Below are 22,533 nucleotides of genomic sequence, written 5' to 3'. Positions count from 1 at the left end.
GCGATGCGCCGGACGGTTACGGAGCCGGCCGGTGCCCGGGCCGCGATCTCGGCCGGGCGGCGCGGCACCGCGTGCGACAAGGCCGCGACGGCAGCCGCACGATCGCCATTCCAGAGAACTGTAATCGTCGCCACCGGCACAGTAACGGTACAATCGGCGCGATAGCCTTCGGTACAGTTGGAGCCGCCGCCCATGTCCACCGTCCCACTCGCCCAGATTCCCGCGCCGCACGATACGGCCACGCTCACGCTCGTCGACCAGCTCGTCCAGTGGGCGCGGCGCCGCATCGACGAACGCGTGTTCCGGCCCGGCATGCGCATGCCGTCGATCCGCAAGCTCGCGCTCGACAAGAGCGTGTCGCGCTTTACCGTGGTGGAAGCGTACGAACGGCTCGTCGCGCAGGGCTATCTCGATTCGCGGCGCGGCTCGGGCTTCTACGTGCGCGAGCGCACGGCCACCGGCCCGCAGCCGGCCGACAACGTGGTGCGCGTGGCCGAGGCCGCGCCGGTGCACAACACGATCGACGTCGTCTGGCTGCTGCGCAACATGCTGCACACCGTCAGCCCGGAAAAAGGGCCGGGCCTCGGCTATCTGCCGGGCCGCTGGCTGGACGGCGAGCTGATCACCGGCGCGCTGCGCGCGCTCGGGCGCCAGTCCGGCGCGCAGATGCTCGGTTTCGGCACCGCGCAGGGCTTCCTGCCGCTGCGCCAGCAATTGCAGACGCGCCTCGCGGAAGTCGAGATCGGCGCGAAGCCCGAGCAGCTCGTGCTGGTGTCGGGCATCACGCAGGCGATCGATCTGATCGCCCGGATCTATGTGCGGCCCGGCGATGCGGTGATCGTCGGCGATCCCGCGTGGTTCCAGATGTTCGGGCGCTTCGCGTCGCAGGGTGCGCAACTGGTCGGCATGCCGTATACGCCCGACGGCCCCGATCTCGACGCGCTGGAGACGCTCGTGCAGATGTGGCGGCCGAAGATGCTCGTGATCAATTCGGTGCTGCAGAACCCGACCGGCACGTCGCTGTCGGCCGCGCAGGCGTTCCGGATCCTGAAGCTCGCCGAGGCGTACGATTTCCTCGTCGTCGAGGACGACGTGTACGGCGACCTGTGCCCGCCGAGCTATCCGGCCACGCGACTGGCGAGCCTCGACCAGTTGAAGCGCGTGATCTACCTCGGCAGCTATTCGAAGACGCTCGCGGCGAATTTGCGGGTCGGCTATGTCGCGTGCGCACCGGAGATCGCGAAGGCCGTCACCGACCAGAAGATGCTGGTCGGGATGACGACGCCGGAGCTCAACGAGCGCGTGCTGTACAAGATCCTGACCGAAGGGCATTACCGGCGCCACGTGGAGCGGCTGCGCGCGCGGCTCGACGGCGTGCGCGACAAGACCGCGCGGATGCTCGAGCGTACCGGGTTGCGGCTCTTCACGATGCCGGCGGCGGGGATGTTCCTGTGGGCCGACACGGGCGTCGATTCCGACGCGCTCGCGGCCGCCGCGCACGAGGAAGGGTTCCTGCTGACGCCGGGGAGCCTGTTCTCGCCGCAGCAGTCGCCGTCGACATGGACGCGCTTCAACGTCGCGAACTGCGGCGATCCGGCGCTGCCCGGGTTTCTCGCGCGCTATATCGAGTCGGCGGCGCGGCGCGCAGGCGGATCCGGGCTGACGGGCTGACGCGCTGATCATCAGCCTCGAAGCTGCATGAAATCGTTTCGTTTTCGATCCGGGAAGCGATACGCCATTTCAGCGAATTGAAAGCGGCGCGAACATTGGATCGGTCCGAAATTCGCGCGGTAAAAGCGCTAATTCGCGACCCGGCCCACACGTGCATCCGGACAAGGCGCCGAAGCACACGGCCGGGCCCTTGAAATCCAGCCGGCCGCCCCCAGATGGCGGCAACAACCGGTCGGCCCCGGCATCGTGCGCCGGGTGCCGGGGGTTACACCATTCAAGTAAGAGGAAACAGCATCCATGGCACACGAAACGATGAGCTTTCAGGCAGAGGTCAAGCAACTCCTCCACCTGATGATTCATTCGCTCTACAGCAACAAGGAAATCTTCCTGCGCGAACTGGTGTCGAACGCGTCCGACGCTGCCGACAAGCTGCGTTTCGAAGCGCTCGCGGACAACGCGCTGTACGAGAACGATCCGAACCTGCGCATTCGCATCGGTTTCGACAAGGCCGCGCGCACGATCACGATCGACGACAACGGCATCGGCATGAGCCGCGACGAGGCGATCGCGAACCTCGGCACGATCGCGCGTTCGGGCACCAAGGAATTCTTCACGAAGCTGTCCGGCGACCAGCAGAAGGACGCGGCGCTGATCGGCCAGTTCGGCGTCGGCTTCTACTCGGGTTTCATCGTCGCGGACAAGATCACCGTCGAGACGCGCCGCGCCGGCCTGCCGGCGAACGAAGCCGTGCGCTGGGAAAGCGCGGGCGAGGGCGATTTCACGATCGACGCGATCGAGCGCGCGCAGCGCGGCACGACGATCACGCTGCACCTGCGCGAAGGCGAGGACGAACTGCTGTCGTCGCACCGCCTGAAGTCGATCATCCAGAAGTATTCCGACCACATCGCGCTGCCGATCCTGATGAAGAAGGAAGAGTGGGATCAGGAAAAGGGCGAGATGGTCCTGAAGGACGAGGACGAGACCGTCAACCAGGCGAGCGCGCTCTGGACGCGTTCGAAGAGCGACGTCACCGACGAGCAGTACACGCAGTTCTACCAGCATATCGCGCACGATCATCAGGATCCGCTCACTTGGACGCACAACCGCGTCGAGGGCCGCAGCGAATACACGCAGCTGCTGTTCGTGCCGGCGCGCGCGCCGTTCGACCTGTGGAACCGCGATTACCGCGGCGGCCTGAAGCTGTACGTGAAGCGCGTGTTCATCATGGACGACGCCGAGCAGCTGCTGCCGCAATACCTGCGCTTCGTGAAGGGCGTCGTCGATTCGGCCGACCTGCCGCTGAACGTGTCGCGTGAAATCCTGCAGGAAAGCCGCGACGTGAAGGCGATCCGCGAAGGCGTGACGAAGCGCGCGCTGTCGATGCTCGAGGAACTCGCGAATGCGGAAGACGACGCCGGCAAGGAGAAGTACAAGACGTTCTGGAGCGCGTTCGGCCAGGTGCTGAAGGAAGGCGTGGGCGAGGATCACGCGAACCGCGAGCGTATCGCGAAGCTGCTGCGCTTCGCATCGACGCACGGCGACACCGACGCGCAGGACGTGTCGCTTGCCGACTACGTGTCGCGCATGAAGCCCGAGCAGAGCAAGATCTACTACGTGACCGCCGATACGTGGCAGGCCGCGAAGAACAGCCCGCACCTGGAAGTGTTCCGCAAGAAGGGCGTCGAGGTGCTGCTGCTGACCGATCGCGTCGACGAATGGATGCTGTCGTTCCTGCACGAATTCGACGGCAAGCCGCTCGCGAGCGTGGCCCGCGGCGATCTCGACCTCGGCGCGCTCAACGACGAGGAAAAGAAGGCGCAGGAGCAGGCTGGCGAGGCGATCAAGCCGGTCGTCGAGAAGATGAAGGAAGCGCTCGGCGACAAGGTGAAGGAAGTGCGCGTCACGTTCCGCCTGACCGACTCGCCTTCGTGCCTCGTTGCGGACGACAACGACATGAGCGGCTACCTGCAGCGGATGCTGAAGGCGGCCGGCCAGAACGCGCCGGCGATGCAGCCGATCCTCGAGATCAACCCGGAGCATGCGCTCGTGAAGCAGCTGAACACCGAAAGCGCCGATTTCGGCGACTGGTGCCACCTGCTGTTTGACCAGGCGCTGCTGGCCGAAGGCGGGATGCTCGACGATCCGGCGAGCTTCGTGAAGCGGACCAACGCGCTGCTGCTGTCGCGCGCCGCGTGAGCGCGCGGATGCGATTCGACGGCGCACGGGCGGGCTGGCGCGAAACGCCCCGGCCCGGCTGCACGCTCGATCAGCGCGACTGGCTGACGCGCGGCGGTTCGCTGACCGCGCATCTGGCGCGGCTCGGCAGCGTGAGCGTGCGCGTGACGCGCGAGGCCGTCGATTGCCCGTGGTTCGACGAACCCGATGCGCTCGACAGTGCGCCGCGCGCGCCGATGTGGGTGCGCGAGGTGATCCTGTCGGTCGACGGCATGCCGTACGTCGCCGCGCACAGCATCGCGCCGCTCGCGGCCAGCAAGGGTGTATGGCAGGCGATGCGGCGGTTGCGCACGCGGCCGCTCGCGGAGCTGCTGTACAGCGATCCTCAGGTCGAGCGCTCGACGCTCGTCAGCCGGCGCGTGATCGCCGGTCATCCGCTGTATGCGCTCGCGAGCCATGCGTTGCAGGGCGCGCGGGCGCCGCATGCGTTCGCCGCGCGGCGCTCGGTGTTCCAGCGCCACGGCAAGCCGTTGATGGTCACCGAGTGCATGTTGCCTGCGCTGTGGCGCCATCTCGATGCGCACGGCGACGGGCCGCGATCGGCCGGGCCGCGCGGAGCGGCGTGATGCTGCGAGGCTTTCCGCCCGTCGTCGGGCCGCACACGCATACGATGATTCTCGGCAGCTTTCCGGGCGAGGCGTCGCTCGATGCCGCGCAGTACTACGCGCATCCGCGCAATCAGTTCTGGCGGTTGCTCGGCGCGGTGCTCGGCGAGCCGGGGCTGCACGAGCTCGAGTACGACGCGCGGCTCGAGCGCGTGCTTTCGCACGGCATCGGCATCTGGGACGTCCTCGATGCGTGCCATCGACAAGGCAGTCTCGATTCGGCGATCCGCAATGCGAAGCCGAACGACTTTGCATCGTTGCGCGAGCATGCGCCGTTGCTGAGGAAAGTGTGTTTCAACGGCAAGACGGCAGGGCGGTTTGCCGACGTGATCGGCCAGGCCGGATACGACACGCTCGTGCTGCCGTCGTCGAGCCCGGCGAATGCGATGCTGTCGTTCGAGCAGAAGCTGGTGCACTGGCGGGCAATTCGCGACTGACGGCGATCCCGACCGCTCTCCGGTCGCGCGCGAACGCCGCGCCGGCGCTCAGTCGTCCTTGCCCCATCTCCACCCGGGCTTTTCGCCCTTGATCCAGCAAACGGCAGTCAACAGCGCGACCATCACCACGATGCAGGCGCCGTACGCAATCGGCGACCGGTTGGGCGGCACCAGCCACGCGCTCGCGATGATCCCGATCGCGAACAACAACAGCACGACCCAGCCCTGCCACGCCACCGGCAATCCCCATCCCCAACCGTAGCGCTTCGCCGGAAACCAGATCCGTTTGCCGTTCGAGTTCATGCGTCCTCCTTCGATCACGCGTGCAGCGTAGCGCGAACCGGTTTCGAAGTCATGCAGTGCAGTGCAGAGAAGGGCAGGGTATGCGGCGCGGCCGCCATCCCGCACCAATGCTATCCTCTCGTCCGCTCATCCAGCGTCACCCAGCGAGATTCAATCATGACCCGACTGATCAAGCGCGCGTCCGCCGAGGCGCGCGCGTTCAAGCAACGCAAGCCGTCCGCCTACAACGGCTCCGAAAAGCTCCAGCCGCCGCGCGTGAAGCGCCGCCCGGAGATCGACGAACACGACGACGTGCCCGTCCTCGACGCGCCGCGCAAGCCGCGCTTCGCGCCCGTCACGTTCTCGGAAGAGCGCGGCGTGCGTTTCCTGCACTTCGGTACCGAATGGGTGCAGGGTGCGATGCGGATCTCGAAGCCGCTGCACATCGAGCTCGAATACGCGCAGCAGATGATGGCATGGCTGCTGTTCCTCGAAACGCCCGCGCGAATCGTCCAGCTCGGGCTCGGCACCGGCGCGCTGACGAAGTTCTCGCACCGTTTCCTGCCGCACGCGAAGGTCGAAGCCGTCGAATTGAACCCGGCCGTGATCGTTGCTGCCCGCACGATGTTCGCGCTGCCGCCCGACGATGCACGCCTCGTCGTGCACGAAGCCGACGCATGGGATTTCGTCAACGACCCGGCCAACCGCGGCACGACGGGCGCACTGCAGATCGACCTGTACGACGCGACCGCGCGCGGCCCGGTGCTCGACAGCGTCGCGTTCTACCGCGCGGTGCGCGGCTGTCTTGCCGACGCGGGCATCGCGACGATCAACCTGTTCGGCGACCATCCGAGCTTCGTGCGCAACATGAAGCATCTGAACGCGGCGTTCGACCATCGCGTGATCGCGCTGCCGGAAGTGCACGATGGCAACCGGATCGCGATCGCGTTCTCGGGCCCCGCGCTCGACGTATCGTTCGCGCAGCTCGAAGCCCGCGCGAAACTGATCGAGGACACGCTGAAGCTGCCCGCGCGCAAATGGGTGAAAGCTTTGAAAGAAACGATCGGCGCACGCGAATCCTCGTTCGCGATCTGACGCTCATGCACCGGCCGCATGCCGGTGCAACCGCTGGACCTGGGGGCGGATCACCTCGGGTTCGCCCCTGCTTGACCGCTCGCTCGCGGCTCCTATACTGGCGCGAAGCCAGGGGAGCCGCAGCTTACCCGTTTTGCCCCTCCTCTCGCCGCCGTACCCGCTTGACAAGATCGATAACCGGGAAAGATGAGGAGACGTCATGGCTCACGATGCCGACGCCAGCCGGGCCGCCAAGCGCTGGCTCTGGCTGCTGGTGCTGCCGCTGATCGCGATGGTCTGGGTGCCGTCGTACAGCAAGATCGAACCGCAATGGTTGGGTTTTCCGTTCTTCTACTGGTACCAGTTGCTGTGGGTGTTCATTAGCGCGGTGATCACCGCGTTCGTGTATTTCAAGACCAAGAACGCGTGGAAGGCGAGCGGCCCGCAAGGAGGTGCGCGATGAACCTCGGCGCCACCTTCGTCTTCGTCCTGCTCTTCATCGGCGTCACGATCCTCGGCTTCCTGGCCGCGAACTGGCGGCGCGGCGATCTCGCCCATCTCGACGAATGGGGTCTCGGCGGACGCCGCTTCGGCACGATCGTCACGTGGTTCCTGCTCGGCGGCGACCTCTATACGGCGTATACGTTCGTCGCGGTTCCCGCGCTCGTGTTCGGCGCCGGTGCGATGGGCTTCTTCGCGTTGCCGTACACGATCCTGATCTACCCGTTCGCGTTCGTCGTGTTCCCGAAGCTGTGGAGCATCGCGAAGCGGCACGGCTACGTGACCGCCGCCGACTTCGTGAACGCGCGGTACGGCAGCCGCATGCTCGCGCTCGCGATCGCGGTGACGGGCATCCTCGCGACGATGCCGTACATCGCGCTGCAACTCGTCGGCATCGAAGTCGTGATCGGTGCGCTCGGCTTCGACACGACGGGCTTCGTCGGCGACCTGCCGCTCATCATCGCGTTCGCGATCCTCGCCGCCTACACGTATACGTCGGGGCTGCGCGCGCCCGCGATGATCGCGATCGTGAAGGACGTCCTGATCTACATCACGATTGCCGCCGCGGTCATCGTGATTCCGGCGAAGCTTGGCGGCTTCGGGCACATCTTCGCGTCGGTGCCGCCGGCGAAGCTGCTGCTGAAGGCGCCCGACGCGGCGAGCCTGAACGGCTACAGCGCTTACGCGACGCTCGCGATCGGCTCCGCGCTCGCGCTGTTCCTGTATCCGCACTCGGTCACGGCGATCCTGTCGTCGGCGTCGGGCAACTCGATCCGCCGCAACATGGCGATGCTGCCCGCGTACTCGTTCGTGCTCGGCCTGCTCGCGCTGCTCGGCTACATGGCGCTCGCGTCCGGCGTGAAGGACATGCCGCAGTACGTGCCGTACTTCAAGGCGTTCGGCCCGAACTTCGCGGTGCCCGCGCTGTTCCTCGAGTATTTCCCGTCGTGGTTCGTCGGCGTCGCGTTCGCGGCGATCGGCATCGGTGCGCTGGTGCCGGCGGCGATCATGTCGATCGCGGCCGCGAACCTGTACACGCGCAACATCCATCGCGAGTTCGTGAACCGCAACATGACGCACGACCAGGAGACGCACGTCGCGAAGCTCGTGTCGCTGATCGTGAAGGTCGGCGCGGTGGCGTTCATCCTCGGGCTGCCGCTGACTTACGCGATCCAGCTGCAGCTGCTCGGCGGGATCTGGATCATCCAGACGCTGCCCGCGATCGTGCTCGGCCTGTACACGCGGCTGCTCGATCATCGCGGCCTGCTGGCCGGCTGGGCGGCAGGCATCGTGTGCGGCACGTGGATGGCGGTGTCGCTGAAGCTCGCGAGCTCGATCTTCACGATCCACCTGTTCGGCCTCGCCATTCCCGGCTATGCGGCCGTATGGTCGCTGGTCGTGAATCTCGTGGTGTCGGTGGTGGTAAGCGTGCTGGTGCGCGCGATCGGCATGGCGCATGCGGAGGACCGCACGCGGCCGGAGGATTACCTCGACGTCGTCGAGAGCTGAACGGGCGGCGCGGCGGTATGCCGCCTGCTGCTTGCCGCGCATCGTGCAGCAAAACGAACGCCCGCCACCGCGAAGTGGCGGGCGTTTTTGCAGGCGTCAGCCTTGCGCGCGTTTCGCGAGATCCTCGCGTTGCGACAGGTCCTCGACGTTGACCATCCAGTGCACGCCGAAGCGATCCTTGGCCATGCCGAAGCCGAGCGCCCAGAACGTCTTGCCGAACGGCATCGTCACTTCGCCGCCGTCGGCGAGCGCGTTGAACAGCTTCTGGCCTTCCTCGACCGTCGCCGGGTTCAGCGACAGCGAATAGCCGGCGTGCGTGCCGCCGCCCGGCTGGCTGCAATCACCGTCCGAGCACATGATCATCGAGTCGCCGATCGTGAAGCTCGCATGCATCACCTTGTCGCTCATCTCCGGCGACATCGGGTAATCGGGATTCGGCGGCGCATCCTTGAAGTGCATCTTGAACATCGTCTTCGCGCCGAGCGCCTTTTCGTAGAACTGAAGGGCCTCTTCCGCACGGCCGTAGAACGTCAGGTACGGTTGGACTTGCATCGTTGTCTCCTGTTGACCGGGCCGGCGTGCCGGTGCCTGCCCGGGTACTTCCGAAGTTGACCGGGAAGAGTGCGCCGGGATGCGGCCGGCGCACTCGTGACGTGGATTGTAGTGCGCGCGCTTGACGATGGAATGAAAAATAAAAACGGCCGCGAACACGAGGTTCGCGGCCGTTCGGCGCGCGTGCTGACGGCTGTTGTCAGGCCTGCTGACAGTTCAACTGACAGCCGTCACGTGTGGCACGGTTCAGCGCAGCGCATCGATCAGCTTCTCGAGTTTCACCGCGTCGGCGGCGAATACGCGGATGCCTTCGGCCAGTTTCTCCGTTGCCATCGCTTCGTCGTTCAGCTGGAAGCGGAACGACGCCTCGTCGATCGCGACGCGCTCGGTCGGCTTGTCCTGCAGCGCATCGGGCGACAGCTTGCGCGCCACGGTGTCGGTGCTTTCCTGCAGCTTCTGCAGCAAATCGGGGCTGATCGTCAGCAGGTCGCAGCCCGCGAGCTCGGTGATCTGGCTCGTCGTGCGGAAGCTCGCGCCCATCACTTCGGTGTTGTAGCCGAACGTCTTGTAGTACGTGTAGATGCGCCGCACCGACTGCACGCCCGGATCGTTCGCACCGCCGTTCTTCGCTTCGTCCCACTCGGCGCCGGCTTGCTTCTTGTACCAGTCGTAGATGCGGCCGACGAACGGCGAGATCAGCTGCGCGCCGGCTTCCGCGCATGCGGCGGCCTGAACGAGCGAGAAAAGCAGGGTCATGTTGCACTTGATCCCTTCCTTCTGCAGCACCTCGGCGGCGCGAATGCCTTCCCACGTCGACGCGAGCTTGATCAGGATGCGCTCGCGGCCGATGCCGGCGGCTTCGTACAGCTTGATGAGCTCGCGGCCCTTGTCGATCGAGCGCTGCGTGTCGAACGACAGGCGCGCATCGACCTCGGTCGACACGCGGCCCGGGATCAGCTTCAGGATCTCGGTGCCGAATGCGATCAGCAGGCGGTCGATGATGAAATCGGTGTTTTCGTTGCGATGATCGCGGACGGTTTTCTCGAGAATCGGCTTGTACGCGTCCTTCTGGACGGCCTTCAGGATCAGCGACGGATTCGTGGTCGCATCCTGCGGCTTGTATTGCGCAAGCTGCTGGAAATCGCCCGTGTCGGCGACGACGGTCGTGTACTGCTTCAGCTGGTCGAGTGCGGTAGTCATGGCGATTCGGGAGGAGGGCGCAAGGCGCCGGGGTTCTCACGGGCCGCGCGAGCGCGGCGGCGAAGCGAGGCGGCGCCCGGCGCCGCCTCCGATCCACTATTTTAGGCCCGAATCGCGTCGCGCACGTTTTGGGCGAACCGTTTGCGGTGCGGGGCCGCACCACGTGGCGCTACGCTGGGCGCCGCGCATTCAGGATCACCTGCGTGACGATCCCCGCGACGAGCCCCCAGAACGCCGAGCCGATCGACAGCAGCGTGAGGCCCGATGCGGTGACCATGAACGTGACGAGCGCGGCTTCGCGCTGCTTCACGTCCTGCATCGCGTTCGCGAGCCCGCTCATGATCGAGCCGAACAGCGCGAGCGCGGCGACCGACACGACGAGCGCCTTCGGCAGCGCCGCGAACAGCGCGGCGATCGTCGCGCCGAAGATCCCGGCGATCAGGTAGAACGTGCCGCACCACACGGCGGCGGTGTAGCGCTTCGCGTGATCCTCGTGCGCCTCGGGGCCCGTGCAGATCGCCGCGGTGATCGCCGCGAGGTTCACGCCGTGCGAGCCGAACGGCGCGAGCAGCAGCGATGCGAGGCCGGTGGTCGCGATGAGCGGCGACGACGGCGTCGAATAGCCGTCGGCGCGCAGCACCGCGATGCCCGGCACGTTCTGCGACACCATCGCGACGACGAACAGCGGAATGCCGATGCTGACGATCGATGCGACCGAGAATGCGGGCATCGTGAACACGGGCTGCGCGAGCGCGATCTGGAAGCGGCTGAAGTCGAGCAGGCCGAGGCTGCCGGCCACCGCGGTGCCGACGAGCAGCGTCGTGACGATCGCATAGCGCGGCGCGAGCCGCTTGACGATCAGGTAGGTGAAGAACATGGCGAGCACGAGCGCGGTCTGGAACTGCGCGGCGCGGAAGATCTCGATGCCGATCTCGAACAGGATGCCGGCGAGCAACGCGGCCGCGATGCCGGCCGGAATGCGCCGCATCAGCGTGTCGAACAGCCCGCTCACGCCGACCGCGGTCAGCAGCAGCGCGCACACGACGAACGCGCCGATGGCTTCGGCGTACGGCACACCGGGCAGCGACGCGATCAGCAGCGCGGCGCCGGGCGTCGACCACGCCACGACGACGGGCGCGCGAAAGCGCAGCGACAGGCCGATGGTCGTCAGCGCCATGCCGATCGACAGCGCCCAGATCCACGACGAGATCTGCGCGTCGGTGAGGTGCGCGGCGCGGCCGGCCTGGAACATCAGCACGAGCGAGCTGGTGTAGCCCGTCATCATCGCGACGAAGCCGGCGACGAGCGCGGAGACGGACGTATCGGCGAAAAAGCGGCGGCCGCCGGCGCGGCCCGCGCTCGCGGTAGGCGAAGGGTTCATGCTATCTCCGGAGGAGGCCGCTCGGACGCGGCCTTCGTTTCTGCAGGGTGGGTTCGTTATTTGCTGAGTGCGCGCATCGCGGTTTCGAGGCCCGCGAGCGTGAGCGGATACATGCGCTGGCCGAGGAGGTCGCGGATCACCGCGACCGATTGCCGGTACTCCCATAGCCGCTCGGGCTCGGGGTTCAGCCACGCATGGTGGGGGAATTGGTCCGCGAGGCGGCGCAGCCAGACGGCGCCGGCTTCCGGGTTGTTGTATTCGACCGAGCCGCCCGGTTGCAGCACCTCGTACGGGCTCATCGTCGCGTCGCCGACGAAGATCAGCTTGTAGTCGGGCGTGAACTTGTGCAGCACGTCCCACGTCGCGGTGCGCTCGGAATGGCGGCGGCGGTTGTTCTTCCACAGGTGGTCGTACACGCAATTGTGGAAGTAGTAGAACTCGAGATGCTTGAATTCCGCCTTCGCGGCCGAGAACAGTTCCTCGGTGCGCTTGATGTGGTCGTCCATCGAGCCGCCGACGTCGAGCAGCATCAGCACCTTCACGTTGTTGTGACGCTCGGGCACCATCCGCAGGTCGAGCCAGCCGGCGTTCGCGGCGGTGCTGCGAATCGTGCCCGGCAGATCGAGCTCTTCGGCCGCGCCTTCGCGCGCGAAGCGCCGCAGGCGCCGCAACGCGACCTTGATGTTGCGCGTGCCGATCTCGACCGAATCGTCGTAGTCGCGGTATGCGCGCGCCTCCCATACCTTGACCGCGGTGCGGTTGCCGTTCGACGGGCCGCCGATGCGCACGCCTTCCGGGTTGTAGCCGCCGTGCCCGAACGGCGACGTGCCGCCGGTGCCGATCCACTTGTTGCCGCCTTCGTGGCGTTCCTTCTGCTCGTCGAGCAGTTCCTTCAGGCGCTCCATCAGCTTGTCGAGGCCGCCCATCGCTTCGATCTGCGCCTTTTCCTCCGGCGACAGTTCGCGCTCCAGACGCTTCTCGAGCCAGTCGAGCGGAATGTCGAACGCGTCGGACGGCAGCGCGGACACGCCATGGAAATACGCGCCGAACGCCTGGTCGAACTTGTCGAAGTACTGCTCGTCCTTCACGAGCGTCATTCGCGCGAGGAAGTAGAACGCGTCGATCGACGGCGAGATCAGCCCGGCCTTCAGCGATTCGAGCAGCGTCAGGTATTCCTTCACCGAGACGGGCAGCTTGGCTGCGCGCAGCGCGTAGAAGAAATTGAGCAGCATGGCCGGGCCTTCGCGGGTGGGTTACCGGTTGTGCCGGTTCATGTAGACGAGGCGCTCGAGCAGGCTCAGATCCTGCTCGTTCTTCAGCAGCGCGCCGGCGAGCGGCGGCACGATCTGCTTCGCGTCGGCGCCGCGCAGCGCGTCGGCCGGGATGTTCTCGGCGAGCAGCAGCTTCAGCCAGTCGAGCAGTTCGGAGGTTGACGGCTTCTTCTTCAGCCCCGACACGCCGCGCAACTCGAAGAAGCTCTGCAGCGCCGCGTGCAGCAGCTCTTCGCGGATGTTCGGGAAGTGAACCGCGACGATCTTCTGCATCGTCGCCGCATCGGGGAACTGGATGTAGTGGAAGAAGCAGCGGCGCAGGAACGCGTCGGGCAGTTCCTTCTCGTTGTTCGACGTGATGATCACGAGCGGGCGGTGCTTGGCACGTATCGTCTCGCGCGTCTCGTACACGTGGAATTCCATGCGGTCGAGCTCGCGCAGCAGGTCGTTCGGGAATTCGATGTCGGCCTTGTCGATCTCGTCGATCAGCAGCACGCTCGGGCGCTCGGCGTCGAACGCTTGCCACAGCACACCCTTCACGATGTAGTTCGCGATGTCCTTCACGCGCTCGTCGCCGAGCTGCGAGTCGCGCAGCCGCGATACCGCGTCGTATTCGTACAGCCCCTGCTGCGCCTTCGTCGTTGACTTGATGTGCCACTGCAGCAGCGGCATGCCGAGCGCGGCCGCCACTTCCTCGGCGAGCATGGTCTTGCCGGTGCCGGGCTCGCCCTTGATCAGCAGCGGGCGCTGCAGCGTCAGTGCGGCGTTGACCGCGAGCTTCAGGTCGTCGGTGGCGACGTAGTGCGAGGATCCTTCGAAACGCATGGCGGCGCTCTTTCCTGGTCGCAAAAAAACCCAGTATAAGTCAGAAGGGCTGTCCGGTTGGCCCGCTGCCGCGTATCGTTGCGGGGCTGCGGCGGGGCTGCGGCGGGGCGGACCGGGGCGCCATATGGACGCGTTCCCCGCCGACGCGGTACAATCTGGCCGTTTTTTTTGGCCTGCGTGGCGATCCGATAAGCAAAACGGCGCGGGCCGTTGCCGCTTCGGCGCCAGTTTCCCCTCAAGCTAGGTTACAAGAGCTATGAACAAATTTGTCGGCAAACACGTCGTTGTCGCAGCGCTCGTGGCGCTCGCGGGCAGCGCGCAGGCGGCCGGTGTGGTCGGCAACCCGAAGGACGGGGCGAGCAAGGCCGCCATGTGCATCGGTTGCCACGGCATCCAGGATTACCGCGCGGCGTACCCGGAGGTCTACCGGGTGCCGGTCCTCGGTGGCCAGAACCAGCAATACCTCGAGAACGCGCTGAAGGCCTACCGCAAGAAGGATCGTCACTTCCCGTCGATGAACGCGATCGCCGGTTCGCTGACGGATCAGGACATCGCGGATCTGGCGGCCTACTACGCCGCCCAGAAGGCCGACACGAAGGACAATCCCTACAAGTAAAGCGCGCGCCGCCGATTCTTACCGGCGGGACAGGAGCATTCATGAACAACGCATTCAAGACGGCAGCGGTTGCACTGGCGGCCGGCCTCGCGATCGGTACCGCGCATGCGGCGGACACCGTGAAGGGCAAGGAACTGGTCGAGTCGCACAACTGCGCGGCCTGCCACGGCGCGCAGCTGAACAAGCCGATCAACGCAGAGTATCCGCGCCTCGCCGGCCAGCACGCCGACTATCTCGTATGGGCGATGCGCCAGTACCAGATGGGCCTGACGAACCCGCTGCTCGGCCGCAACAACGCGATCATGCAGGCGCAGGTGCAGAACCTGTCGGTCAACGACATGAAGGACATCGCGGCCTACATCGAGTCGCTGAAAGAGACCGATCTCGTCTTCAAGAAGTAAGCGCGCCGGGCCTTGCCGGTCCGTGCAGCCAGCGTACCCCGCCGCGGCGGGGTATTTTTTTGTCCGCGGCGCTCAGTCGCGCGACGCGCGGCGCAGGATGCGCTGCAGGTACGCGTCCGTATCGGGCGGCGTGCCGGTGCGTTGCGCTTCCCAGATCGTCTCGCCGAGGCATTCCATGATCATGTGCTGCGCCTCGTGGGTCGAGTCGAGCTTCGCGGCCAGCTTGTCGTGCGCGGCGCGGATGCCGGGCGGCTGGTCGATCGACAGCTGCTCGCTGATCGCGAGGTGCATCGACAGGTGCAGGAACGGGTTCGTGCGGCCTTCCTCGGGCGTGTAGTTGCGCGCGGCGGCGCCGTCGGCGTCCGCGAGGTCGTCGTGGTATTCGGGATGCTCGACGATCCAGTCGGCTGCCATCGCTTCCAGCGGCGTCAGGATCTCGCCGGCGCGCTGCTTGCGCCAGGTCTCGGTGAAAAAGCGACGGACCTCGTCGCGACTCGGATTGAACATGGTGGGAACGCGTGGTGATTCGGGCGGCGTCATGCCGCGTCGCGCATTGTACGCCGGGTCGGCGCACGGCGCTGGCGGCGGGTGATGCCTGGGCGGTGGACGGCGGCTTGCGGCCGGCGGAGCGCGCCGCGTGACGCAGCGGCGACGTCGATCCGCATTGGCCAGCGCGGGCCGCGGCGCCGCGCAACGGGTAAGCGCGGGCTAGGCCGCCGGCCGCCGGGCCGCTACACTCCGACGATTGCCGTCGTCGCGCTCACACCGTTCCATCATGTCCGCCACCGTTCGCTTATCGTCCGCCGCGCTGCAGGGCGCGCTCTATGTCGCGCTGTCCGCCGCCGCATTCGGCGCGATGGCAATCTTCGGCCGCTACGCGTATGCGGCCGGCGTCGACGTGCTCGGGCTGCTGATCGTGCGCTTCGCGATCGGCGGCGCGGTCCTTGCCGCGATCGCCCGGCACCGCCGCGTCGCATGGCCGCGCGGCCATGCGCTCGCGCCGCTCGTGGCGATGGGCGCGCTCGGCTACGTCGGGCAGTCGTTTTGCTATTTCAGCGCGCTCCAGCATGCGCAGGCGAGCCTCGTCGCGCTGCTGCTGTACCTGTATCCGGCATTCGTCACGCTGCTGGCCGCGTGGTGGCTCGGCGAGCGTCTCACGCGCGCGAAGGCGGTCGCGCTCGTGCTCTGTGTCGCCGGTTCCGCGCTGATGGTGGGCGGCGGCCACGGCGAGCCGCTCGGCATCGCGCTCGCGCTGGCCGCCGCGGTGATCTATTCGCTGTACATCGTCGGCGGCACGAAGGCGACGCGCGGTGTCGATCCGCTCGCGACCACCGCGATCATCTGCCTGTCGGCGACCGCGACGCTCATCGCGATCGCGATCGTGCGGACCGCCGCGTTCGGCGCGCCGCCGCGCTGGCCGGCGACGCCCGCCGGCTGGGCGTCGATGCTGGCGATCGCGCTGGTGTCGACGGTGGCCGCGATGCTCGCGTTCTTCGCCGGGCTCGAGCGGCTGGGCGCCGCGCGCACGTCGATGCTGTCGACGCTCGAACCGGTCGTGACGGTCGCGCTCGCGGCGCTGCTGTTCGGTGAGGCGCTGTCGCCGTTGCAGTGGGCGGGCGGCGTCGCGATCCTCGCGGCGGTGCTGGCGCTCGTGCGTGCGGGCGGTGCGGCCGCCGACGACGCGACGGCGACATCCAACGCATAGCAGGGAAGGGAATCCGGCGGGTGCTCAACGGCGCGTGGTCGGTGCCGCGTGGTGCGCGGGGCACCGGGCACGCCGGGCGCGTGATGCGTGATGCATGGCGCGCGTCACGCGCCCGCCGCTCACTCGTTCGGCGGCGGTGTCTTCGGCCGGAATTCGCACAGAGGCTCGATCGCGCAGTGCCAGCATTCGGGCTTGCGGGCCTTGCACACATAGCGACCGTGCAGAATCAGCCAGTGATGTGCGTCGTGCAGGAATTCCTTCGGCGTGAACTTCTCGAGCGCGGCCTCGACGGCTCGCACGTCCTTGCCCGGCGCAAGCCCCGTGCGATTCGCGACGCGGAAGATATGCGTGTCGACCGCGATCGTCGGCTGGCCGAACGCGGTATTCAGCACGACGTTCGCGGTCTTGCGGCCCACGCCCGGCAGGCTTTCGAGCGCTTCGCGATCGGCCGGCACCTCGCCGTCGTAGCGTTCGAGCAGGATGTTGCACGTCGCGATCACGTTCTTCGCCTTGGTGCGGTACAGGCCAATCGTCTTGATGTAGTCGGCGACGCCTTCTTCACCGAGCGCGACGATTTGTCGCGGGGTGTTCGCCACCGGGAACATCTTGCGCATCGCCTTGTTGACCGACACGTCGGTCGCCTGCGCCGACAGCATCACCGCGATCAGCAGCTCGAACGGCGTCGTGTATTCGAGCTCGGTGGTCGGATGCGGATTGAGGCTCTGCAGCGTTTCGTAGATCGCGCGTCGTTTGGAGGCGTTCATGAACGGTTCTTGTCGGGCGCCGTGCTCGGGCTGTTCCGGTCGTCGTTGTTCGGGGCGTCGTGATCGTTGCCGGCGGCCTCGGCGTCGCGCTGCGCCTGCTGTTCGGCGAGCCGCTTGCGGCGGGCTTCGGCCGCGTCGATCTGCGCCTGCACGGCCGCGCTCACGCCTTCGGTGTTCTTCGGCCCGGCGCCTTGCTCCGACAGTTCTTCCTTCTTCTTGCGAGCGCGCTCGAGCGCGGCGGCGATGATCGCGCGCTTCTTCGCTTCGGCGTCGTCGGCCGCGGCGCCTGGCTGTGCGGCGGCCGGCGCCGCCTTGGCCGAGCCCGCACTGGCCGCGCGGCGGGCGGCGGCGCGCGCTTCGGCGGCCTCGCGTTCGCGACGCTGGCGGGCGAGCCGCCGATCGTGGCGTTCGCGTGCGGCGTCCGCCTGTTCCTGCGACCATGCGTCCCAGCCGGTGCGCTCGCCGGTGACGGGAACCATCGCGATGCAGTCGACCGGGCAGGGCGGCACGCACAGGTCGCAGCCCGTGCACAGCGATTCGACGATCGTATGCATCTGCTTCGGTGCGCCGACGATCGCGTCGACCGGGCATGCCTGCATGCACAGCGTGCAGCCGATGCACAGGCTTTCGTCGATGAACGCGACGGCGCGCGGATGCTCGGTGCCGTTGACGGGGTTCAGCGGGATCACGGGCTTGCCGAGCAGCTTCGCGAGGCGTGCGATGCCTTCGGCGCCACCTGGCGGGCACTGGTTGTAGTTGGCATCGCCGGCGGCGATCGCGTCGGCGTACGGACGGCAGCCGTCATAGCCGCACTTCGTGCATTGGGTCTGGGGAAGCAGATCTTCGATGCGATCCGCGAGGGTCTTGGAATCGGTCACGGTGACAACGGGCGCAGCAGCGCCGAATGGCTCTCGGCCGCGTATGCCCGCGACCGGAAAGGTTTGCCAAACCTTGATTATCGCCGATTTCCCGCATTGCGCTGGACGCTGTCTGTGCGCATAATCGAACCGCTTTTTTGCAGGGGCTCAGCAGGGGGGCGGCCGCATGCGGTGCGCTCGTTCCAGGGCAGCCGGCGCCGAGGCGGTGGGGGTGCCGGTCCGGATCACGCGGCTCACATAGCAAAACGCCACCATGAATCAGCCAAAAATCAAAAGAGATCCTGAAGGTACCCGCCGCCGCATCCTGATGGCGGCCGCCGAAGAGTTCGCGAGTGGAGGGCTGTTCGGCGCACGCGTCGACCAGATCGCGCGCCGGGCCGAAACCAACGAGCGCATGCTCTATTACTACTTCGGCAGCAAGGAGCAGCTGTTTACGGCCGTGCTCGAACACGCGTTCTCCGCGCTGACCGACGCCGAGCGCGTGCTCGATCTCGATGGCGTCGCGCCGGTCGAGGCCGTCACGCGGCTCGCGCACTTCGTGTGGGATTACTACCGCGATCATCCGGAGCTGCTGCGGCTCATCAACAACGAGAACCTGCACGAAGCGCGCTACCTGCACAAGTCGACGCGGATCCGCGAGATGATGTCGCCGATCGTCGCGAAGCTCGGCAACGTGCTGATGCGCGGCCAGAAGGCCGGTCTGTTTCGCAGCGACGTCGATCCGCTGCGCTTCTACGTGACGCTGTCGGGGCTCGGCTACTACATCGTGTCGAACCGCTTCACGCTCGCTGCGACACTCGGCCGCGACTTCAGCGAAGCCGACGAGCGCGCGGAGATGGTCAGGATGAATACCGAGGTGCTGCTCGCGTATCTGTTGCGACGCTGAGCCCGCGCGCCAATTGGCGGGCCACGCCGGGCCGCCGGATAGAAAAACGCCGCCGTGCGCAAGCAACGGCGGCGTTTTTGCGTCCGAACGCGGTGTGTCAGGCGGCCTTGCGCGCGCGAACGGGTTTGGCGCGCGTGCCGCCCGCGCGTTTCGCGGCCGGTGCTGCCTTCGCGCTGGCCGTCTTGGCGGGCGCAACGCTCACGGCCGGCGCCTTCGCGCGCGTGCGCTTCGCGGCGGTCGCGCGCGCCGTCGACTCGTGCTGCGGCGTGGCGGCCGGCGCGGCACCGATCGTGGTGGCGTCCTGCGCATCGGCAGGCAGCTTCGCCGCGCCGTTCTTCGGTTCCGGCGCGTGCTCGCGGATGAAGTCGCGCAGTTGCGGATAGATGATCGTGCGCCAGCGGCGGCCCGAGAAGATCCCGTAATGACCGCACTTCTCGGCGGTCAGGCTGCGGCGGTCGTCCTGCGGGATGCCGGTGCACAGCTCGTGCGCGACGTGTGTCTGGCCGCTGCCCGAGATGTCGTCGAGTTCGCCCTCGATCGTCATCAGCGCGGTGTGCTTGATGTCCTGCGGGCGCACGCGCTCGCCTTCGACGTCCCATGTGCCTTCCGCGAGCCGGAATTCCTGGAACACGACGCGGATCGTCTCGAGGTAGTACTCGGCCGCCATGTCGAGCACCGCGTTGTACTCGTCGTAGAAGCGGCGGTGTGCCTCGGCGTCATCCTCGTCGCCGCGCAGCAGGCTCTGGTAGAAGTCCCAGTGCGATTGCGCGTGGCGTTCCGGATTCATCGCGACGAAGCCCGTGTGCTGCAGGAAGCCCGGATAGACGTGGCGGCCTTCGCCCGGATAGTTCGCGGGCACCGTGTGGATCACGTTGTTCTCGAACCACGCGGTCGAGTGTTGCGTTGCGAGCGAGTTCACCGACGTTGGGCTGCGGCGCGCGTCGATCGGGCCGCCCATCATCGTCATCGTGAGCGGCGTGTCCTCGCCTCGGCTCGCCATCAGCGAGATCGCCGCGAGCACCGGCACGGTCGGCTGGCATACGGAGATCACGTGCAGGTTGCGCGCGCCGATGTGGCGGATGAATTCCTGGATGTACGCGATGTAGTCGTGCAGGTGGAACGGGCCGACTTCGACCGGCACCATCCGCGCGTCGATCCAGTCGGTGATGTACACCTTGTGATCCTGCAGCAGCGTGCGCACGGTGTCGCGCAGCAGCGTCGAGTGGTGGCCCGACAGCGGCGCGCAGACGAGCACGACCGGCTCGTCCTTCAATTGCGTGACGGCATCGGCGTCGTCCGAATAGCGTTTGAAGCGCAGCAGCCGGCAGAACGGCTTCTCGATGATCGTCTGCTCGACGATCGGGATGTTGTGGCCGTCCTTGACGATCTGATGAATGTTGAATTCGGGCTTCTCGTAATCCTTGCCGAGCCGGTACATCAGCTCGTACGCGGCGGCCATCCGCGTCGCGCCGGGCATCAGCGAGAACGGGCTGGACGGATTGGCGAACGATTTGGAGGCGGCCTGGGCCCAAGCCGTGAGCGGGCTCAGCATCGCCCGCTGGAATTCGTGCAATTGGTAAAGCATGCAGACTACTCCCGCGTGGGGGACGGTGCGCAAGGGCGGCGTGGGGCGTCGCGGCGTGCCGTGTGGGTCAGCGACCGGCCATGTTGCAGTGCAGCCGGACAATCGAATCGATCATATCGGACAACGATCGGTGGTGCAATGCAACATTTCCCGGATTTTTCATCAAACTTTTGCGAATTGACGATCTCTGAAGAAGCCGCTCCGCCCCCGCTCAGCGTCCCGTCGCGACGGCCGGCGCCGGCTGGCCCGCCGCGCGCGCCATGGCGTCCTCGTGGTGCATCAGGTTCATCGCGGTATGCACCAGCGCCACGTGCGAGAACGCCTGCGGGAAGTTGCCGACGAGTCGGCCCTCGACCGGGTCGTATTCCTCGGCGAGCAGCCCCAGGTCGTTGGACAGCGCGAGCAGGCGGCTGAAGAGCCGGTGCGCGTCGTCGATTCGGCCGAGCAGCGCGTAGTTGTCGACCAGCCAGAAGCTGCACGCGAGAAACGTGCCTTCGCCGGGCGGCAGGCCGTCGTCGTACTCCGTCGTTCGGTAGCGCATCACGAGGCCGTCGTGCAGCAATTCCCGCTCGATCGCATCGACCGTGCCGACGATGCGCGGGTCCTCCGGCGGCAGGAAGCCGAGCAGCGGCATCAGCAGCACGCTCGCGTCGAGCTCGTCGCTGCCGTAGCTCTGCGCAAACGCCTGTTTGCCTTCATGCCACGCGTTGTCGCAGACGTCGGCATGGATCCGGTCGCGCAGCGCGCGCCAGCGGTCGAGCGACGCGGGCAGCCGGAACATCTCCGCCGACTTGATCGCGCGGTCGAACGCGACCCACGCCATCACCTTCGAGAACGTGAAATGGCGGCGGCCGCCGCGCGTCTCCCAGATGCCCTCGTCGGGCTCCTGCCAGATTTTCTCGAGATGGTCGAGCAGCGAACACTGGACGGACCACACCGTGTCGTCCGCCTGCAGGCCGCCGACGCGCGCGAGGTGCAGCGCTGCCATCACTTCGCCGAATACGTCGAGCTGGAGCTGGTTCGCGGCACCGTTGCCGACGCGCACCGGTTTCGAGTCCTGGTAGCCGGGCAGCCAGTCGAGCTCCATTTCCGGCAGCCGGCGCTCGCCGGCGATCCCGTACATGATCTGGATTTGCTCGGGCGAGCCGGCCATCACGCGGCCGAGCCACGTGCGCCACGCGCGCGCCTCGTCGTAGTAGCCGCCGCGCATCAGCGCGAGCAGCGTGATCGTCGCGTCGCGCAGCCAGCAGTAGCGGTAGTCCCAGTTGCGGTTGCCGCCGATCTTCTCCGGAAGCGACGTGGTGGGCGCCGCGACGATCCCGCCGGTGGGCTCGTACGCGAGCGCCTTCAGCGTGATCAGCGAGCGGCGCACGGCGGCCGCGTAGCGGCCCTGCACCTGGCAGCGGCCCGACCATTCGAGCCAGTAGTTCTCGGTGCGGGCGAGCATCGACAGCGGATCGCGCGCGGGCGGCAGCCGCAGGTGCGACGCCGCATAGCCGAGCGAGAACGGCACGCGCTCGTCGGCGTTCACCTTGAATTCGGCGAGCGTGTGAAGGTTCTTGCCGGTGAGCGGCACCGGCGTGCGCAGCACGACCGTATCGGGACCGGCGATTGCCTTCATCCCGCTTTCACGCGTGAGCTGCGTGACCCACGGGATCGAGAAACCGTAGTCGAAGCGCAACACGAGTTCCATGCGCATCTTCATCGTGCCGTGCCGGCCGACGACGATCCGCACGAGTTCCGACCAGCCGTTGCCGGGCGGCATGAAGTCGATCACGGTGACGGCGCCGTCCGCGCTTTCGTAGTCGGTTTCGAGGATCAGCGTGTCGCCGCGATAGCGGCGCGTCGTGTGCGTGATCGCGGCGTCGCTGGCCGGCGCGAGCAGCCAGCGGCCGTGCTCCGGCGTGCCGACCAGCGCCGCGAAGCAGGCGCCCGAATCGAAGCGGGGCCAGCAGAGCCAGTCGACGGAGCCGTCTTTCGAGATCAGCGCGGCGGTGTGGCCGTCGCCGACGAGCGCGTAGTCTTCGATCAGGGCGGGCATGGGCAAGCGGTCCTTGGGTATTCGAGTTCACAATGCAGGCTGCGGCGCTCTGGCTTCACGCTGCGGCGTCGCGCCCCGTATACTCGGCCAGGCGGCGGCGGAGCGCATGAACGG

Annotated in this window: 22 protein-coding genes; 11 read left to right on the top strand and 11 right to left on the bottom strand. The window is 67.0% G+C overall.

The annotated features are described in order from the left end of the window. Positions 1–192 precede the first annotated feature (192 nt). The 4 genes from WS51_RS22120 to WS51_RS22105 all read left to right on the top strand — a co-directional run bounded on the left by WS51_RS22120 (position 193) and on the right by WS51_RS22105 (position 4,948). Positions 193–1,671, top strand: a complete 1,479-nt coding sequence (locus WS51_RS22120) for an aminotransferase-like domain-containing protein (RefSeq protein ID WP_059502707.1) — start codon at positions 193–195, stop codon at positions 1,669–1,671. A gap of 297 nt (positions 1,672–1,968) precedes the next feature. Further along, positions 1,969–3,867, top strand: coding sequence for a molecular chaperone HtpG (htpG, locus tag WS51_RS22115; RefSeq protein ID WP_059502705.1), 1,899 nt, complete (start codon positions 1,969–1,971; stop codon positions 3,865–3,867). Positions 3,868–3,875: 8 nt separating this feature from the next. Beyond that, the gene (locus tag WS51_RS22110) at positions 3,876–4,472 is read left to right on the top strand and encodes a chorismate--pyruvate lyase family protein (RefSeq protein WP_059689448.1); all 597 of its coding nucleotides are present in this window, start codon (positions 3,876–3,878) and stop codon (positions 4,470–4,472) included. Further along, a complete protein-coding gene (locus WS51_RS22105; protein ID WP_069229779.1) occupies positions 4,472–4,948 on the top strand; it encodes a DNA-deoxyinosine glycosylase in 477 nt (158 codons plus the stop codon). Before WS51_RS22110 ends, WS51_RS22105 begins: the two co-directional genes overlap by 1 nt. Positions 4,949–4,996: 48 nt before the next feature. Here the strand turns inward: WS51_RS22105 and WS51_RS22100 are convergent, their stop codons facing one another. Further along, positions 4,997–5,251: a hypothetical protein gene (locus WS51_RS22100; RefSeq protein WP_059502703.1), complete on the bottom strand. Its 255-nt coding sequence runs from the start codon at positions 5,249–5,251 to the stop codon at positions 4,997–4,999. Between the two features lie 156 nt (positions 5,252–5,407). On the opposite strand from WS51_RS22100, the gene WS51_RS22095 reads away from it, so the two are divergent. From WS51_RS22095 to mctP, 3 genes are all read left to right on the top strand, one after another. Further along, positions 5,408–6,325 (top strand): class I SAM-dependent methyltransferase, encoded by a 918-nt coding sequence (locus tag WS51_RS22095; protein ID WP_059448656.1) that lies wholly within the window; start codon positions 5,408–5,410, stop codon positions 6,323–6,325. Positions 6,326–6,524: 199 nt separating this feature from the next. Next, the gene (locus WS51_RS22090) at positions 6,525–6,767 is read left to right on the top strand and encodes a DUF3311 domain-containing protein (protein ID WP_059448657.1); all 243 of its coding nucleotides are present in this window, start codon (positions 6,525–6,527) and stop codon (positions 6,765–6,767) included. After that, positions 6,764–8,314, top strand: coding sequence for a monocarboxylate uptake permease MctP (gene mctP, locus WS51_RS22085; protein ID WP_059448658.1), 1,551 nt, complete (start codon positions 6,764–6,766; stop codon positions 8,312–8,314). The genes WS51_RS22090 and mctP overlap by 4 nt, the downstream gene beginning before the upstream one ends. Positions 8,315–8,410: 96 nt before the next feature. Here the strand turns inward: mctP and WS51_RS22080 are convergent, their stop codons facing one another. From WS51_RS22080 to WS51_RS22060, 5 genes are all read right to left on the bottom strand, one after another. Continuing rightward, complete coding sequence (locus WS51_RS22080; RefSeq protein ID WP_059448659.1) at positions 8,411–8,866, bottom strand: VOC family protein; 456 nt, start codon at positions 8,864–8,866, stop codon at positions 8,411–8,413. A gap of 246 nt (positions 8,867–9,112) precedes the next feature. Further along, on the bottom strand, positions 9,113–10,066 hold the full coding sequence (gene tal / locus WS51_RS22075) for a transaldolase (protein ID WP_059448660.1): 954 nt from the start codon (positions 10,064–10,066) through the stop codon (positions 9,113–9,115). 169 nt (positions 10,067–10,235) lie between these two features. After that, on the bottom strand, positions 10,236–11,447 hold the full coding sequence (locus tag WS51_RS22070; RefSeq protein ID WP_069229778.1) for a benzoate/H(+) symporter BenE family transporter: 1,212 nt from the start codon (positions 11,445–11,447) through the stop codon (positions 10,236–10,238). 56 nt (positions 11,448–11,503) lie between these two features. Further along, positions 11,504–12,679 carry a vWA domain-containing protein gene (locus WS51_RS22065; protein WP_059448662.1) on the bottom strand — a complete coding sequence of 392 codons (1,176 nt, stop codon included), beginning with the start codon at positions 12,677–12,679 and terminating at the stop codon, positions 11,504–11,506. Between the two features lie 21 nt (positions 12,680–12,700). Then, positions 12,701–13,543, bottom strand: coding sequence for an AAA family ATPase (locus WS51_RS22060; protein WP_059502697.1), 843 nt, complete (start codon positions 13,541–13,543; stop codon positions 12,701–12,703). A 256-nt stretch (positions 13,544–13,799) separates the two neighbouring features. On the opposite strand from WS51_RS22060, the gene WS51_RS22055 reads away from it, so the two are divergent. Then, complete coding sequence (locus tag WS51_RS22055; RefSeq protein WP_011885616.1) at positions 13,800–14,159, top strand: c-type cytochrome; 360 nt, start codon at positions 13,800–13,802, stop codon at positions 14,157–14,159. A gap of 41 nt (positions 14,160–14,200) precedes the next feature. Beyond that, positions 14,201–14,560 (top strand): c-type cytochrome, encoded by a 360-nt coding sequence (locus WS51_RS22050; protein WP_059448664.1) that lies wholly within the window; start codon positions 14,201–14,203, stop codon positions 14,558–14,560. Between the two features lie 72 nt (positions 14,561–14,632). On the opposite strand, the gene WS51_RS22045 is transcribed toward WS51_RS22050, so the two are convergent. After that, the gene (locus WS51_RS22045; RefSeq protein ID WP_390885647.1) at positions 14,633–15,100 is read right to left on the bottom strand and encodes a DUF1841 family protein; all 468 of its coding nucleotides are present in this window, start codon (positions 15,098–15,100) and stop codon (positions 14,633–14,635) included. Positions 15,101–15,335: 235 nt separating this feature from the next. On the opposite strand from WS51_RS22045, the gene WS51_RS22040 reads away from it, so the two are divergent. Further along, a complete protein-coding gene (locus WS51_RS22040) occupies positions 15,336–16,265 on the top strand; it encodes a DMT family transporter (RefSeq protein WP_069229777.1) in 930 nt (309 codons plus the stop codon). Between the two features lie 119 nt (positions 16,266–16,384). Here WS51_RS22040 and nth read toward each other — a convergent pair whose 3' ends face one another. Together nth and rsxB are read right to left on the bottom strand one after the other, a co-directional pair. Further along, positions 16,385–17,029: an endonuclease III gene (gene nth / locus WS51_RS22035; protein WP_059468177.1), complete on the bottom strand. Its 645-nt coding sequence runs from the start codon at positions 17,027–17,029 to the stop codon at positions 16,385–16,387. Next, positions 17,026–17,907, bottom strand: a complete 882-nt coding sequence (rsxB, locus tag WS51_RS22030; RefSeq protein WP_059547072.1) for an electron transport complex subunit RsxB — start codon at positions 17,905–17,907, stop codon at positions 17,026–17,028. Before rsxB ends, nth begins: the two co-directional genes overlap by 4 nt. A gap of 253 nt (positions 17,908–18,160) precedes the next feature. Here rsxB and WS51_RS22025 point away from each other — a divergent pair, with 253 nt between their 5' ends. Next, positions 18,161–18,793, top strand: a complete 633-nt coding sequence (locus WS51_RS22025) for a TetR/AcrR family transcriptional regulator (protein WP_059448668.1) — start codon at positions 18,161–18,163, stop codon at positions 18,791–18,793. Between the two features lie 97 nt (positions 18,794–18,890). Here the strand turns inward: WS51_RS22025 and WS51_RS22020 are convergent, their stop codons facing one another. Next, positions 18,891–20,378, bottom strand: a complete 1,488-nt coding sequence (locus tag WS51_RS22020; RefSeq protein WP_060361046.1) for a polyhydroxyalkanoate depolymerase — start codon at positions 20,376–20,378, stop codon at positions 18,891–18,893. A gap of 211 nt (positions 20,379–20,589) precedes the next feature. Then, a complete protein-coding gene (locus tag WS51_RS22015; protein ID WP_069229776.1) occupies positions 20,590–22,419 on the bottom strand; it encodes a glycoside hydrolase family 15 protein in 1,830 nt (609 codons plus the stop codon). Positions 22,420–22,533 lie beyond the last annotated feature (114 nt).

The organism is Burkholderia territorii, from assembly GCF_001718335.1.
In the GTDB taxonomy this organism is placed as follows: Bacteria; Pseudomonadota; Gammaproteobacteria; order Burkholderiales; family Burkholderiaceae; genus Burkholderia; species Burkholderia territorii.
This window is presented reverse-complemented; position numbering and strand designations above follow the sequence as displayed.

What these genes read in the sequence shown, in the direction of transcription:
- WS51_RS22120 (WP_059502707.1), top strand. Translation starts at nt 193, where the DNA reads ATGTCCACCGTCCCACTCGCCCAGATTCCCGCGCCGCACGATACGGCC.
- htpG (WP_059502705.1), top strand. Translation starts at nt 1,969, where the DNA reads ATGGCACACGAAACGATGAGCTTTCAGGCAGAGGTCAAGCAACTCCTC.
- WS51_RS22110 (WP_059689448.1), top strand. Translation starts at nt 3,876, where the DNA reads ATGCGATTCGACGGCGCACGGGCGGGCTGGCGCGAAACGCCCCGGCCC.
- WS51_RS22105 (WP_069229779.1), top strand. Translation starts at nt 4,472, where the DNA reads ATGCTGCGAGGCTTTCCGCCCGTCGTCGGGCCGCACACGCATACGATG.
- WS51_RS22100 (WP_059502703.1), bottom strand. Translation starts at nt 5,251, where the DNA reads ATGAACTCGAACGGCAAACGGATCTGGTTTCCGGCGAAGCGCTACGGT.
- WS51_RS22095 (WP_059448656.1), top strand. Translation starts at nt 5,408, where the DNA reads ATGACCCGACTGATCAAGCGCGCGTCCGCCGAGGCGCGCGCGTTCAAG.
- WS51_RS22090 (WP_059448657.1), top strand. Translation starts at nt 6,525, where the DNA reads ATGGCTCACGATGCCGACGCCAGCCGGGCCGCCAAGCGCTGGCTCTGG.
- mctP (WP_059448658.1), top strand. Translation starts at nt 6,764, where the DNA reads ATGAACCTCGGCGCCACCTTCGTCTTCGTCCTGCTCTTCATCGGCGTC.
- WS51_RS22080 (WP_059448659.1), bottom strand. Translation starts at nt 8,866, where the DNA reads ATGCAAGTCCAACCGTACCTGACGTTCTACGGCCGTGCGGAAGAGGCC.
- tal (WP_059448660.1), bottom strand. Translation starts at nt 10,066, where the DNA reads ATGACTACCGCACTCGACCAGCTGAAGCAGTACACGACCGTCGTCGCC.
- WS51_RS22070 (WP_069229778.1), bottom strand. Translation starts at nt 11,447, where the DNA reads ATGAACCCTTCGCCTACCGCGAGCGCGGGCCGCGCCGGCGGCCGCCGC.
- WS51_RS22065 (WP_059448662.1), bottom strand. Translation starts at nt 12,679, where the DNA reads ATGCTGCTCAATTTCTTCTACGCGCTGCGCGCAGCCAAGCTGCCCGTC.
- WS51_RS22060 (WP_059502697.1), bottom strand. Translation starts at nt 13,543, where the DNA reads ATGCGTTTCGAAGGATCCTCGCACTACGTCGCCACCGACGACCTGAAG.
- WS51_RS22055 (WP_011885616.1), top strand. Translation starts at nt 13,800, where the DNA reads ATGAACAAATTTGTCGGCAAACACGTCGTTGTCGCAGCGCTCGTGGCG.
- WS51_RS22050 (WP_059448664.1), top strand. Translation starts at nt 14,201, where the DNA reads ATGAACAACGCATTCAAGACGGCAGCGGTTGCACTGGCGGCCGGCCTC.
- WS51_RS22045 (WP_390885647.1), bottom strand. Translation starts at nt 15,100, where the DNA reads ATGACGCCGCCCGAATCACCACGCGTTCCCACCATGTTCAATCCGAGT.
- WS51_RS22040 (WP_069229777.1), top strand. Translation starts at nt 15,336, where the DNA reads ATGTCCGCCACCGTTCGCTTATCGTCCGCCGCGCTGCAGGGCGCGCTC.
- nth (WP_059468177.1), bottom strand. Translation starts at nt 17,029, where the DNA reads ATGAACGCCTCCAAACGACGCGCGATCTACGAAACGCTGCAGAGCCTC.
- WS51_RS22025 (WP_059448668.1), top strand. Translation starts at nt 18,161, where the DNA reads ATGAATCAGCCAAAAATCAAAAGAGATCCTGAAGGTACCCGCCGCCGC.
- WS51_RS22020 (WP_060361046.1), bottom strand. Translation starts at nt 20,378, where the DNA reads ATGCTTTACCAATTGCACGAATTCCAGCGGGCGATGCTGAGCCCGCTC.
- WS51_RS22015 (WP_069229776.1), bottom strand. Translation starts at nt 22,419, where the DNA reads ATGCCCGCCCTGATCGAAGACTACGCGCTCGTCGGCGACGGCCACACC.